Source organism: Planktothrix agardhii (assembly GCF_904830935.1).
GTDB lineage: Bacteria > Cyanobacteriota > Cyanobacteriia > Cyanobacteriales > Microcoleaceae > Planktothrix > Planktothrix agardhii.
Window position 1 is genome coordinate 1,369,905 of sequence record NZ_LR882952.1, and the last position, 13,059, is coordinate 1,382,963.

Annotated in this window: 14 protein-coding genes and 1 pseudogene; 9 read left to right on the forward strand and 6 right to left on the reverse strand. The window is 38.9% G+C overall.

Features of this window, described 5'->3' with window-relative positions:
- Positions 1-127 precede the first annotated feature (127 nt).
- The gene (locus NMG88_RS06380) at positions 128-1,819 is read left to right on the forward strand and encodes a transglutaminase-like domain-containing protein (RefSeq protein WP_227398253.1); all 1,692 of its coding nucleotides are present in this window, start codon (positions 128-130) and stop codon (positions 1,817-1,819) included.
- Positions 1,820-1,941: 122 nt separating this feature from the next.
- On the forward strand, positions 1,942-2,091 hold the full coding sequence (locus NMG88_RS06385) for a hypothetical protein (protein ID WP_214560647.1): 150 nt from the start codon (positions 1,942-1,944) through the stop codon (positions 2,089-2,091).
- Positions 2,092-2,271: 180 nt separating this feature from the next.
- On the opposite strand, the gene NMG88_RS06390 is transcribed toward NMG88_RS06385, so the two are convergent.
- The 5 genes and pseudogenes from NMG88_RS06390 to NMG88_RS06410 all read right to left on the reverse strand — a co-directional run bounded on the left by NMG88_RS06390 (position 2,272) and on the right by NMG88_RS06410 (position 4,964).
- Positions 2,272-2,433 (reverse strand): hypothetical protein, encoded by a 162-nt coding sequence (locus NMG88_RS06390; RefSeq protein WP_227366083.1) that lies wholly within the window; start codon positions 2,431-2,433, stop codon positions 2,272-2,274.
- A gap of 114 nt (positions 2,434-2,547) precedes the next feature.
- Positions 2,548-2,776: pseudogene (locus tag NMG88_RS06395) on the reverse strand (type II toxin-antitoxin system HicB family antitoxin).
- Between the two features lie 116 nt (positions 2,777-2,892).
- Complete coding sequence (locus NMG88_RS06400) at positions 2,893-3,513, reverse strand: J domain-containing protein (RefSeq protein ID WP_254033386.1); 621 nt, start codon at positions 3,511-3,513, stop codon at positions 2,893-2,895.
- 120 nt (positions 3,514-3,633) lie between these two features.
- On the reverse strand, positions 3,634-4,248 hold the full coding sequence (locus NMG88_RS06405) for an ATP-dependent Clp protease proteolytic subunit (protein WP_026797263.1): 615 nt from the start codon (positions 4,246-4,248) through the stop codon (positions 3,634-3,636).
- Positions 4,249-4,277: 29 nt separating this feature from the next.
- Entirely contained in the window at positions 4,278-4,964 is a 687-nt protein-coding gene (locus NMG88_RS06410) for an ATP-dependent Clp protease proteolytic subunit (RefSeq protein ID WP_026794325.1), read from the reverse strand.
- Positions 4,965-5,020: 56 nt separating this feature from the next.
- On the opposite strand from NMG88_RS06410, the gene NMG88_RS06415 reads away from it, so the two are divergent.
- From NMG88_RS06415 to mtnA, 5 genes are all read left to right on the forward strand, one after another.
- Positions 5,021-6,259 carry a vWA domain-containing protein gene (locus NMG88_RS06415; RefSeq protein ID WP_026789151.1) on the forward strand — a complete coding sequence of 413 codons (1,239 nt, stop codon included), beginning with the start codon at positions 5,021-5,023 and terminating at the stop codon, positions 6,257-6,259.
- Positions 6,260-6,555: 296 nt separating this feature from the next.
- On the forward strand, positions 6,556-7,092 hold the full coding sequence (locus NMG88_RS06420) for a hypothetical protein (RefSeq protein ID WP_051340010.1): 537 nt from the start codon (positions 6,556-6,558) through the stop codon (positions 7,090-7,092).
- A 105-nt stretch (positions 7,093-7,197) separates the two neighbouring features.
- Entirely contained in the window at positions 7,198-8,424 is a 1,227-nt protein-coding gene (locus NMG88_RS06425) for an NAD(P)/FAD-dependent oxidoreductase (protein WP_254035225.1), read from the forward strand.
- A gap of 64 nt (positions 8,425-8,488) precedes the next feature.
- A complete protein-coding gene (locus NMG88_RS06430) occupies positions 8,489-9,085 on the forward strand; it encodes a Uma2 family endonuclease (RefSeq protein WP_026794328.1) in 597 nt (198 codons plus the stop codon).
- Positions 9,086-9,173: 88 nt separating this feature from the next.
- Positions 9,174-10,226 (forward strand): S-methyl-5-thioribose-1-phosphate isomerase, encoded by a 1,053-nt coding sequence (gene mtnA / locus NMG88_RS06435; RefSeq protein ID WP_214560651.1) that lies wholly within the window; start codon positions 9,174-9,176, stop codon positions 10,224-10,226.
- Between the two features lie 531 nt (positions 10,227-10,757).
- On the opposite strand, the gene NMG88_RS06440 is transcribed toward mtnA, so the two are convergent.
- Entirely contained in the window at positions 10,758-11,894 is a 1,137-nt protein-coding gene (locus NMG88_RS06440; RefSeq protein ID WP_254035226.1) for a GTPase, read from the reverse strand.
- Positions 11,895-12,194: 300 nt separating this feature from the next.
- On the opposite strand from NMG88_RS06440, the gene NMG88_RS06445 reads away from it, so the two are divergent.
- Both NMG88_RS06445 and NMG88_RS06450 read left to right on the forward strand, forming a co-directional pair.
- Entirely contained in the window at positions 12,195-12,446 is a 252-nt protein-coding gene (locus tag NMG88_RS06445; protein WP_026794333.1) for a UPF0175 family protein, read from the forward strand.
- Positions 12,439-12,945: a PIN domain-containing protein gene (locus NMG88_RS06450; protein WP_227350290.1), complete on the forward strand. Its 507-nt coding sequence runs from the start codon at positions 12,439-12,441 to the stop codon at positions 12,943-12,945. The genes NMG88_RS06445 and NMG88_RS06450 overlap by 8 nt, the downstream gene beginning before the upstream one ends.
- Positions 12,946-13,059: the final 114 nt, after the last annotated feature.

Below are 13,059 nucleotides of genomic sequence, written 5' to 3' on the forward strand. Positions count from 1 at the left end.
TTAATCTTAAATGTTTGAGTCTGAATCGGATTTTAGGAAAATTTAGGTGTTGTCGCCTATCTTAAGTCTGAACTTTGACCTGATTCGATCAATAAATATCCTGGTTTCATCTATAATCACAATTTCTATGAATCTTAACTCATTGACTTTTGGAAAAAATAGCGGTTTTAAACCTCGGACAATTCGACCTATTGGGGTTTCGGCTTTATATGGTTTAACGGGGTTAGGAAATACCCTATTAGCGATTGATACCTCCCGGGGATTTTTGCTGCAAATTGACCCCAAAACCGATAATGCTACGGTTGTTAATCCTGATTTAACTTTAGCTTTTAGAGATGTGACGGGTTTGGCAATTTGGCAGGATAATCTTTGGTTTACTCGCGGCAATGAAGTCTATTTTTGCCCGGGGGTTGTTCAAGGTAATTCTATTATTAATCTTGAACCTCAATTGTTTATACTGTTACCCGATGTAGCTACTGGAATTGCGGTTTATGAATCGACTCTTTATTTTGCTTGCGATCGCATTGCTTCTATCCTAGTTTATAGTCAAAATACCAAACGAGAAATTACCCGCTTTTCCGCCCCAGGGATTGGACTAGAAAACCTCACGATTAGAAATGAGGAATTATGGGTTTGCGATCGAGAAGAACAGACGGTTTATTGTTTGGAAAAAGCCACAGGAGAAACTCGATTTAGTGTGTTAACTCCCTTTGAATCTCCTACTGGTTTAACCTTTTATACTAACCCAGAAACCCAAGAAGAAGTTCTCTATGTAGCCTATGCTGGCAGTGAACTTTATATCCGAGATAATCCCAGTTCTCATGAACAATTTGAATTAGCAAAACGCGATCGCACCTTTATTCATCCCCTCTCTTTTCATTTTAATCCCCAGGAAAACTACGCCACATCTAATGGCTATTTGATTGAAATGTCCTATGTGGAGGAATTAGAACCTTTAGATGCGGTTCATATCGAAAATTTAGAATGGCGAATTGCCCTACCTTCTAATACAAATCGTCAGAAAGTTTTAGAGGTTTCGGCGATTGGAATTCCTTTTCGAGAAGAAGTTGAAGATGGGGAAAAAGTCGCGGTATTTCAATTTAATCCTTTGACTTCGACGGAACGTTTGATTTTTGGTTGGAAAGCATTATTAGAAGTTCGGAGTATTAAATATCAAATTCATCCCCGTCAAGTGGAAAATTTACCTAAACTTTCCTCGGATTTCCCCCAAAAATATTTTGTAGATGATGATCATTTAGCAATGGATACTGCTATTGTTCAAGCAGCGGCAAAAACAGCAATTCGCAATGAAACAAATTTCCTCCGAAAACTTTTAAGTATTCGTAATTATGTCTATGATCAGTTATCCTATAGTCTGACTTCTAAGATTGAAAATCCTGATGTAGTTTTGCAGCGAGGTATAGGTTCCTGTGGGGAATATGTCGGGGTTTTATTAGCTTTAGCCCGATTAAATGGCATCGCTTGTCGGACTATTGGACGTTATAAATGTCCCCAATTTGCTGACCGTCGAGGAGTGCCTTTACAACCGGAATATAATCATGTTTGGTTAGAATTTTATATTCCGGGTTTTGGTTGGGTTCCGATGGAATCTAACCCCGATGATATTCAAGAAGGTGGGCCCTATCCCCTACGATTTTTTATGGGATTAGCTTGGTATCATATTGAAATTGGCAAGGGTATTCGTTTTCAACGATTGACCAGTGAAGGGGTTGATGTTGACCGCGAAAAAGTCTCTCTGGGAACCTTAGCAATTAATCATGTTCGGTTTACCATTTTAGATGAGTTACCTGCGGTGTAAACTACTGTTACCCAGTTTCACAGATTAATACTTTTGCCAGATTGTTGTAGGGTGAATCAAATCATGATTCTCTCTACAAATTGAATTAAAATAGATAAAAACTGCACTGTTTCAATTAACCTATGGAAGTTTTACAAGAGTTAACCCTGGTTGAGATTTTGGTATTGGTGGCTTTCTCAATGTTGATAATTTTTACCGGAGGTGTCATTTATTTAACGGTGGCTGAATGGCGCGATCGCCGACGTCGAGAAGATGAAAAACGTCAACGGTAATAATGCGTAATAGGTAATAAATAATGGGTAATGGGTAAAATTTGTAGGGGCAGGTTCATCGCTCAATTATGTCACCCACCGATAACCTTAATAAACCCGCCCCCACCGATAAATTATGTCACCTACCGATAATCTGAATAAACCCGCCCGACCCAACCGATAACTGCGATTATTAATTACCTATTTTACTGTGATAGCTAACTGCAACCCCAATTCATTTAGTAGGGTTATCAAAGCATAAATTTCCTCACCTCCACCCTCAGACAACATCAAATCCAGTTTCTCATAAATAAGCTTAGCTTCCACTGATAACTTATTCATCTGTAAATAGGCATCCACCACATCTTTAAATCCTGCTATTTGGATCGATCGGCAAACCGCAGCAAAATATTCGTATCCACGTTCCTACTTGTCCTTTAGATAATTTAATGAGGCGCGATCGCTTCCAACCTATGTTCAAGCAAACAGAAGGTTTTCTGCTATATTTTTAGGTTTGGGGAGAGATTTACCATCTATCTGATATTCTTCAACTAAAAGCTCTAACACCTCTACTGCATTCTTCAAAGCTTCCTCGTAGGTATCTCCGTGAGTGTGGAACTGCTGGGATGGAAAATCAGGTAAATGCACGCTTGTAGCAGCTATCTTCATCAGACCATTGAATAACAATTATATAAGGTAATTTCATAATTAATTCCGAGTCCTCTTCTTTAATGGCTTTCAATATTCCGAGTTTTCGGTGTTTTTAACTGTTTTATATCGAATATAATAAAGATTTATAGTTGACAAATTGAGTTTTTAAGATTAATAAATCTTTTCTAATTGTCTAAAATCCCGTTCCACTTCTGCCCATAATGCCCGATTATGGGGGTCGGTTTTTAAGGCTTTTTTTAAATAATTTCTCGCTTTATCAACCTGCTTTTCCGTAATTAATTGTCGTCCCCAACGTTGATAGGAAATCGCTTGCCATTGCTTAATTTCAGGATCATGGGGAATGCGTTGGGCTAACCCTTCAATTAATGCGATCGCCCTGGGAAAACGCTTATATTTTAACAGTTGTTGTAACTCTAAATAGGAATTTTCCTTAATTTTTTGTTCTTCTTTCGTTAATTCAGGATTAAATTGAATCGGCGGACTTTTGGGCGTAATTTTAACTTTTGTAGGTTGATATTGGGGAACTTTAGATCTCGATGTAACGGTTTTTTTTGAAGCCGTAACGGGTTCTAATTCCGCTTCCGGTTTAGCAATAGTCAATAAAAATTTATAGGCTTCTGTAATCGCCATAAACTTATCTCTAGCGACTTCATTTCCAGGATTGACGTCAGGATGATATTGTCTGGCAAGCTGCCGATAAGAGGTTTTCACCGCCTCTAAACTCGCCCCTAATCTTAACCCTAATTGTCGGTAATAGTCTGTTGTATCCATCACTAATTGTATCAGTGACTTAAGTTAATAATATGGGAAGTAAATTTCACAAATAGAAAAGCAAATAGAGGATAAATGGATGGGAAAAACCCATCCAATATTATAGTGAATTGTTAACCCTTAACCTGCGGTTAAAGCCACGGTCGCCCGTTCTTCAATCACTTGGTCAATTAAACCATAATCCTTGGCTTCCTGGGCAGATAAGAAATAATCCCGATCCGTATCTTTCTGAATTTTCTCCAAAGTTTGCCCGGTACGAGTGACTAAAATGTCATTCAATAAACTGCGGATTCTCAAAATTTCTCTGGCTTCAATTTCGATATCCGTTGCCTGACCCCTTGCCCCGCCTAATGGTTGGTGAATCATAATTCTGGCATGGGGTAAAGCTAACCGTTTTCCGGGGGTTCCTGCGGCTAATAGAAAAGCTCCCATGGAAGCCGCTAAACCCACACAAATCGTCACCACATCGGCTTTAATATATTGCATGGTATCGTAAATTGCCATACCTGCTGTTACCGATCCCCCCGGAGAATTGATATACAAATAAATTGGCTTATTAGAATCTTCCGCATCCAAATATAGCATTTGTGCCACAATCCGATTGGCTAAACTATCGGTGACTTCTTGACCCAAAAATAAAATGCGTTCTACACCTAAACGGGTATAAATATCAATCCATCTTTCGTATTGACTACCTGGAAGACGATAAGGGACACTTGGAACTCCAATCGGCATAGCTTTTACCTTTTTAACTTCAATTAATTTTAAACCGTTGCCACCAATGCGGGAAGTTCTTTTCGACTTTTTAACACCTTATCAATTAAGCCATATTCCTTGGCTGCTTCTGGCGTTAAATAGAACATCCGATCGGTATCTTTAGAAATTTTTTCTACCGATTGTCCGGTATTTTTTGCTAAAATTTCTAACATAGTTCTCTTATTATCGAGAACTTCTTTTGCTCGAATTTGGATATCCGTTGCTTGACCTCTTGCCCCACTTTTGGTTTGATTTAAAACAATGGTTGCATTCGGTAAACTCGCCCGGAAACCTTTAGTCCCCGCGGCTAAAATCATGGCTGCGGTTCCCATGGCTTGACCGATACAAATAGTATGAACCGGAGGCTTAATATAGCCCAAAGTATCGCAAATGGCAAAAGCTTCAGTCTCAAACCCAATTGCATCCCCTCCATACCAGGAAGTTCCCGTGGAGTTGATGTAGAAATAGATAGGTTTATCAGGATCGTCGAACTGTAAGTAAAGCAGTTGAGCGATAATCAGTTCAGTAACATCAATCCCCACTTGGCGTTTGATGTCATCGGACGAATACAGGGGAAGTCCCAGATAGACAATCCTTTCCTTCAACAGAAGGGATTCCAAATCTGGCGGGGGAGTCCGAATCGGGCTATCGGTGTAAGAATATGCCGATTGCACAGCTTGAATGGGTTCTCTCATCAGGAATTCTCAACCTTAAACTTATAAAAATAGTAGCGCAACTTCAGGTAATCATAATGAAACTCAGTTTACAAGCAATTCTTAGTGATCCCAACTTTGATCTGTCCGTTGGCAACAGTCAACGTCAGTTGGCGATCTCCATTTCGGCTTTTCCCTCTGAAAGTGATGCTGATGTCCCTTTGAATTTGTGCCTAATTTTAGATCATAGCGGTTCCATGAGTGGAAAACCCCTAGAAACCGTGAAACAGGCGGCAATTGAGTTAGTGGATCGATTAAAACCTGGCGATCGCATTTCTATTATAACCTTTGATCATCGCGCTAAAGTTTTAATTCCGAATCAAGATATTACGGATTTGGAAAATATTAAACGGAAAATCAACGCTTTAAAAACCTCCGGGGGGACGGCCATTGATGAAGGGCTAAAATTAGGAATTGAGGAATTAGGAAAAGGCAAACAGGAACGAATTTCCCAAGGTTTTTTATTAACCGATGGTGAAAACGAACATGGAGACAATGATCGCTGTTTAAAATTAGCCAAACTCGCCGCTAGTTATAACTTAACTATTAATACTTTGGGGTTTGGTGAAGATTGGAACTCCGATGTTTTAGAAAAAATTGCCGATGCTGCCGGGGGAACTTTAGCCTATATTGAACATCCTGAACAAGCGTTGGATCAATTCAGCCGTTTGTTCAATAAAATGCAGTCGGTGGGCTTAACTAATTCCTATTTATTATTGGATTTAATGCCTAATGTTCGGTTAGCCGAACTCAAACCCATCGCCCAAGTTGCCCCCGATACGATTGAATTACCAATCCAAAAAGAAGGAGATAAATGGATTGTCCGTTTAGGGGATGTGATGAAAGATATGGATCGGGTGGTCTTAGCCAATTTATATTTTGACAAATTTCCCCCCGGAAAACAAGCGATCGCCCATGTTCAAGTCCGCTATGATGATCCTTCCTTAGATTTAAAAAATTTATATTCTGATTTGGTGATGGTGGAAGGTAATTTTGTCAGTGATTATCAACCCAAAATGGATGGGTTTGTGCAACAACAAATTTTAACCTTAGCCAAATATCGTCAAACTCAAATTGCCGAAACCAAACTGCAACAAGGCGACCGGGCGGGGGCAGCAACTATGTTACAAACTGCGGCTAAAACTGCTTTACAAATGGGGGATAAAAACGCAGCAACGGTGTTACAAACCAGCGCTACTCGCTTACAATCGGGAGAAGAATTATCCGAAAGTGATAAGAAGAAAACCCGAATTGTGTCTAAAACCGTGTTGAAATAAGAGGCAAAAAACAACTGGGAAATCCAATCCTTAAAATTAGGGGTTTGGGATAATCCGGGTTTCCCCTGGATATTAAAGAGTGTAAAGGCAAACTTTCCAATTTTCTAACTGTCTATTTTCTCACCAACAGACACAACCTCTAAAACCCTGATTTTGCTTGATTTAATCAGGGTTTTCTCTTGGAATAGACCCCCCAATTTTCTATCAACCTTGTAGAACTTAGAATAGTAGCACTCACTAACCACTAAAGCTATTCAATCCCCAGGTAGAGTGAAATCAAAGCATTAGGAAAATGTATGATTTCCAATCAAGTTCGTAGCTGTTTAATTGCCACAATTGTTCCTTTTATGATTAGTTTGTTCATGCCGATGTCGGGAAATGCCCAAACCCCCAGTAGTAACGGCAATACTGATATATTTGTCCTTAAAACTCAAGATGCCAGCCATAATATGTTTCATGCTCCTGTGATTTCTAATTTTGATTGGTTCAATGATGGTGATAAAATTGGCTTAACCGATGGCATCAATGAAACCGATTTAGACTATACGAAATTAATTGATTTTGATGGGGATGGACGGACTGATGATGCAGTTATTAAAATCAAATCTACCCAAGAAATTTTAGGCGTTGTCTTGAATGCCGATGACTTTGTTTTAAAAGGAGAATTTGTTTCTATTCCTTCGGTTTTGACTCAACCCATTGCTTGTTTACCTAAAACCAATACAGTCACCTGTCAAGTTCCTGCTTTCAACCCAATAATTCTGCAATCTTCATCGAGTATAACCTCCTCAAAAAGTCCTGAATTAAAAGGAGAAATCAATTCTAAAAATTAAACCGCGCAAAATATTGACCTCTGGGCATCTATCCAAAATCATCAGATCAAATTAACAGTAATTTGTTAAACTATAATAGCTCTTTAAACTTGAGATTTTATTCCGATGAAACGTTTTGATGTTGTGATTATTGGTGCGGGGCCAGCCGGAGGTCAATGTGCAAGAAAACTTACCCAAGCGGGTCAGCAAGTGTTATTAGTTGAACAACATGAAACTTTCTCTAAAAATGATTTTTCCAGTGCCGCCACACCTTTAGAAACCTTGGAAAAATTTAATTTACCTGAAACTGTTGTTGGAAGTTTTTGGCAAAATCTAGTGATTATTACCACAAATGTTAATCAAAAATGGCAGTCTCCAACACCTTTGGGGGCTGTTTTTGATTTTGCCAAATTACGGGGATTTTTAGCTACAGAAGTTACTAACCAGGGCGGTGAGGTATGGATGGGATATCGCTATATTAAGCATTTTCAAGAGAATCAAAATACAATTGTTGAATTAAAACAACGGTCTACCGGGAAAATTATTTCAGTAGAAACTCAAGTTTTAGTCGATGGGACTGGGCCGACTCGGGCTGTTATGTATGCTAAAAAAGCACCCCAACCTAATTATTTAACCGGGACAGGAATTGAATATTTAATTGAACTTTCAGAAAATGATTATCAAAAATATTCTCAAGATTTAATTTTCTTTTTGGGTCATCGTTGGATGCCCAGGGGCTATTCTTGGATTTTTCCGATGGGAAATAATCGCTTAAAAGTCGGTTCTGCCCAATTAAATCGTTCTCATGAATGGGTAAATCAAACTCAGACTTTACGTTCATATCTGGAATTATTACTAACGGATTATTTAACAGAAATTCCCTGTAAAATTATTAACCATCATGGGGGAATGTTAAAATATTCTAGTGGGTTAGAAGATATTTATTATCAGGATAATATTATTGCCATTGGAGACGCAGTTTCTATGGTTAATATGTTGGGTGGGGAGGGTATTCGTCACGGAATGGAAAATGCTAATATTGCGGCGGGATATATTCAGGATTATCTATCGGGAAAAATAACTAATTTTGCCGAATATCGTCAAGAAATTAAACAAACCTATACTCAAACTTGGAACTGGTCAGAACAAATGGGTTTGAGTAAATATTTACAATATAGTGACCAGTCTATTGATAAAGGAGTTTATTATCTCAAGGATTTATCTTTAGAAGATATGATGGCTATTTTATTTGACTATGATTTTAAACGATTATATAAAGCTGGGTTCAAGTATTTGTGCTATAAAATTAGTGGGATTTGGACAAGATTAAAACTTAAATTCAATTTAACCTAATTTTGTCTAGGATTATTATAATAGATGAGGATCACCCGATAGGTTGATGGGAGGACAAGCAACTATGACCCATGCAACGACTGAAAAAATCATGTCCTTGCAGGAGTTTCTCAATTATGCTCAAGATACCGATACTGGTTATGAGCTAGAGGATGGGAGACTTCTATTAATGCCGACTGAAAGCGAAATTAATCGACGTATTGCTTGTTTTTTGTTTGCCTATTTTCTGCAATTGGGAGTTTCCTTTTCTCGGTTAACAATGAAAACCGAATTAGTGGTTATGGGGAGTCGAACTACAGTGCGTGTTCCCGATTTAATGGTATTAACAGAAACCTTAGCACAGGTGATGGAGGGGGCAAGTCGCTCCTTAATTACAATAGATATGCCACCCCCTGAAATGGTGGTAGAAGTTGTTAGTCCTGGTCAGGAAAATCAACAGCGAGACTATCGTTATAAACGATCACAATATCAAGCCAGAGGTATCCCTGAATATTGGATTATTGACCCCATCCAACAACAGATTACCGTATTTATTTTAGTAACGGGACTCTATGAACAGGCTATTTTTACCGGGGATATGGTAATAAATTCTAGTTTATTATCAGACCATAACCAACCCTCTCCTTTGACGGCATCACAGCTATTGCAAACACAAAATTAACGAGTCAGTTTTACGTTGTTAAAGTTCAATTTAGACTTATAATTGAATAACTGGCAACAATATTCTACTATCAATTTTAACTCTAAAAATGACCTCAACTTTAACTCAAGTTTATCCGATTATTTGGGAAAGCGATCGCGCTTCCCTCATCGACCAAACCCGTCTCCCCGATGAATATACCCGCATAGAAATTACCACCTATCAACAAATGGCAGAAGCCATTAAAACCATGATTGTTCGGGGGGCACCAGCCATTGGAATTGCGGCCGCCTATGGGTTATATTTGGGGGCGAGGGAGATTCAAACTTCAGACCGTCAGGAATTTTTGAACCAACTAGAACCCATTGCCCAAGTCCTGCGGGCAACCCGTCCCACGGCAGTTAATTTGTTTTGGGCAATTGATCAAATGTTGCAAACGGCAACCGAAACCCCCGGCACAATTGAGGAGATTAAAACCGCCTTATTAAACAAAGCCAATACAATTCGAGAAGACGATATTAAAACCTGTTTTGCTATTGGAGAAGCGGGGTTAATTGTATTACCTAAAACTCCTGAAAAACTGAATATTCTCACCCATTGTAACACAGGTTCCTTAGCAACCGGAGGTTATGGAACCGCCTTGGGAGTTATTCGTTCCGCTTGGAATTCAGGACGGTTAAATCGAGTTTATGCCGACGAAACTCGCCCCCGGTTACAAGGAGCTAAATTAACCACTTGGGAGTGCGTACAAGATCAAATTCCAGTAACATTAATTTCCGATAATATGGCAGCCCATTGTATGAAACAGGGGTTAATTCATGCGGTAATTGTTGGAGCAGATCGAATTACAGCTAATGGCGATGCGGCGAATAAAATTGGAACCTATAGTTTAGCAATTGTGGCTAAAGCTCACAAGGTTCCTTTCTTCGTGGCTGCACCCTTATCAACGGTGGATTTTAAATTAGCAACCGGGGATGAAATTCCGATTGAAGAACGAGATCCGACAGAACTTTATCAGGTGGGAACTACTCGAATTTGTCCCGAAGGAGTGGAATTTTTTAATCCGGCTTTTGATGTGACTCCGGCGGAATTAATTACCGCTATTATAACAGAAAAAGGGGCGGTTATTCCTGGGGAATTAAAACAATTTTCTGTGATTTAATAAACCACAAAGACACTAAAAAATGAAGACTGAAATTCAGCTTGAAAGTCTCTCATTATGACTGTTTCATTCACCAAAAATTAGGTACAAAAAAGCTAAAGATCATTGATATTTTCAGCTATCATTCTTTGAGTGATTGTCGGAGAATGATAGCGATTAATTCTGAGAAGATTAAGAACTATAGCAATCCTAACCCTTAATCTTCTGTTTAATATAGTGTTGAAAAATTGGATTTAATAGAAATAGCGATCGCCCTTCTGCTTCGACTTTTTCAATTAAATTATGTCGAATTAATGATTGTATCACTTGCCAGAATTGAGGTTTTGATAATTCAATATTAGCAGGTTTTTGGGAAATATTAACGGGTTGATCTTGAGTTGCTAACCAATGAATTGTAGTTTTTTCTGATTCTGATAAACGTTCTAAGTGAGATTTTAAATTACGTCTACCGGATTAACTGTCTTTAATCCGAACGATACAGGACAAAGCCGATGCTTTTATTTAACTGTTGGTGCTGAACAGTTTACCACTTCATTCTATGAGCCCATCAACAATTTCCATGAATATATTTCGATTTATCAAATCTTGTTTTGAGAACTTACCTAAAGAGTCTTTAGCTCTTTGCTGAAACTTTCGGAATTCGGACTGAATAAGCTGCTTTTCATCAAGTTCTGCTCCTCTTGACAGTATTGAATTGACAGCTAGTAGCGTTGAGAGAGTTAATGAGATACTAATAACTGCCGTTACAGAGTCAACAATTCCACTAGGTGGAAAAATTGATGAAATCCAAATAAATAGGGTTTTTCCAGCAGCTTCCATTGTAAAAGCAGTCATTGTTGCAAAAACTGAAGTTGCGCTTATGACTTTTCCTTTATAAAGGTAGTATAATTGGCAAATCGCAACAGCTTGCAGAGTTGTGATCAAAATACCGCTACCTGGCACAAATGCTGACGCAGCGACTAAGCATGATGTTCCAGCAATAATTTTGACTGCGAATGGTCGTTTTTCTCCCATAACTCTAGCTAACAGTATATCTTTTCCCTCTGAAGCTAAAAAATCTTCAATATCCTCCCGAAGTATGTCTACACCCCGAATATCTAACGGTAAATCTGGACAAGTTTCTGGATCGTAACCAAAAGTACATACTGGATAAATTTTTTGTACTTGGAGGTCACTTTTCCATTGGGCAATAACCTTGTCTAAAGCTGAACGCTCTAATTTGTCATACTCGTCGATTTTGTTTAATACCACAAAGACCCGATCGCAGTATTTTTTAAGTTCATCTACGTAGGTTTTTTGGGTTGCATCTGAAGAACCACATACAACCAGAATACCAACATCAATATGGCTGAGAAATGCTTGAGTAATCTTACTATTTTCTTGGCGTACATCCTCCAGCCCTGGTGAGTCCACAATGTAAATTCTTTCACTTAGCGGTATAAATTGAAGTTTTTTTGTTATACCAGACTCAGCCCCTACTTTGGCTACTGGGTTATGGCGATTGCGTCGCAAGAACGCATTAATCAGCGAACTTTTTCCACTGCTAACTTTTCCAATAACAGCAATATTAAGACTTTTGAAAAAATCTTTAGTTTTTTCTGCTATTTCGTATTCAACTTTTCTATAAAACTCGATATCATCTGGACTCCTAGGTAGTGTGCTAGACATAAGTAACCTTTATTTTTAGAACAGTTTCGCTCGTTTCAATATTCTACCATCTTTCCCTCGTTCCCAGGCTCCAGCCTGGGAATGTCTGATCAGAGGCTCTGCCTCTAGTTTTAGGTGGCAGAGCCACCCGAATATCATTTCTAGGTAGAACCTAGAAACGAGAAAATACTAATCCTAGAGCGATCGCTTTTATTGATATAAAAGAAGCGATCGCTATTATTATAAATAAATTTATATCGCTTCCTGGTTCTAGTTGGAACTGCTATGATCAGATAAAAAACGTCAACCTCCCCAAAAACAATGACTACAGTAACATTAGAGTTACCTGAAGAAATTTTTTCAGCCCGTCGCCTTCCCCCTGATGATTTTGTTCAGGATATGCGCCTAGCTGCTGCTATCTATTGGTATCAAAAAGCTGAAATTTCTCAGGAAAAAGCCGCCCAAATTGCGGGTTTAAACCGCAGAGACTTCTTAGATGCTCTAGCGCGTGAGCAAGTTGATGTGTTTGTAATTGACTTTAATGACCTACAACGGGAGCTTGAGCGTGGCTGATTCTTTGGATAATAAAGTCATCCCTCCTGCCATCAATACCTCTCCTCTAATATTCTTAACAAAGGGTGGGGTTTTGGAATTATTGCAGATTATCAGTCAAGAAATTATCGTACCTGCTGCTGTAGCAACAGAGATTCAGACCTATGGAGAAATGGATGTAACCGCTATAGCACTGGTTCAGAAAAACTGGCTAGTTGTTGTGGAAACTCCGCCAGTACCAACTGTGATTCAGAGTTGGGATTTAGGTGCAGGTGAATCCGCCGTACTAACTTGGGGTTATGTCCATCCTGGCACAGAGGTAATCCTCGATGATCTAGCAGCCCGCCACTGTGCAGCAGCATTGGGGATTCCGGTTCGGGGAACACTAGGTTTAGTTCTCAATGCTAAACAACAAGGTATCATTCCTACCGCACGCCCGATTTTAGAAAAATTACGCTTATCAGGAATGTATCTGTCTGACCGGGTAATGAATCAAGCACTAGCATTAATAGGAGAATAAGAAGATATTAGTACCGAAGGATTATTACGCGGTGCTGCGGCGCCTCAAAATCAAAGGCAATCCCTAGTGTAATTCCCTTGTCGCTCATTTCAAGATTCTACCTTAAAATACTAA

Excerpts from the sequence above, each read along its gene's own strand:
- NMG88_RS06380 (WP_227398253.1), top strand. The coding sequence starts at position 128 with ATGAATCTTAACTCATTGACTTTTGGAAAAAATAGCGGTTTTAAACCT.
- NMG88_RS06385 (WP_214560647.1), top strand. The coding sequence starts at position 1,942 with ATGGAAGTTTTACAAGAGTTAACCCTGGTTGAGATTTTGGTATTGGTG.
- NMG88_RS06400 (WP_254033386.1), bottom strand. The coding sequence starts at position 3,513 with ATGGATACAACAGACTATTACCGACAATTAGGGTTAAGATTAGGGGCG.
- NMG88_RS06405 (WP_026797263.1), bottom strand. The coding sequence starts at position 4,248 with ATGCCGATTGGAGTTCCAAGTGTCCCTTATCGTCTTCCAGGTAGTCAA.
- NMG88_RS06410 (WP_026794325.1), bottom strand. The coding sequence starts at position 4,964 with ATGAGAGAACCCATTCAAGCTGTGCAATCGGCATATTCTTACACCGAT.
- NMG88_RS06415 (WP_026789151.1), top strand. The coding sequence starts at position 5,021 with ATGAAACTCAGTTTACAAGCAATTCTTAGTGATCCCAACTTTGATCTG.
- NMG88_RS06420 (WP_051340010.1), top strand. The coding sequence starts at position 6,556 with ATGATTTCCAATCAAGTTCGTAGCTGTTTAATTGCCACAATTGTTCCT.
- NMG88_RS06425 (WP_254035225.1), top strand. The coding sequence starts at position 7,198 with ATGAAACGTTTTGATGTTGTGATTATTGGTGCGGGGCCAGCCGGAGGT.
- NMG88_RS06430 (WP_026794328.1), top strand. The coding sequence starts at position 8,489 with ATGACCCATGCAACGACTGAAAAAATCATGTCCTTGCAGGAGTTTCTC.
- mtnA (WP_214560651.1), top strand. The coding sequence starts at position 9,174 with ATGACCTCAACTTTAACTCAAGTTTATCCGATTATTTGGGAAAGCGAT.
- NMG88_RS06440 (WP_254035226.1), bottom strand. The coding sequence starts at position 11,894 with ATGTCTAGCACACTACCTAGGAGTCCAGATGATATCGAGTTTTATAGA.
- NMG88_RS06445 (WP_026794333.1), top strand. The coding sequence starts at position 12,195 with ATGACTACAGTAACATTAGAGTTACCTGAAGAAATTTTTTCAGCCCGT.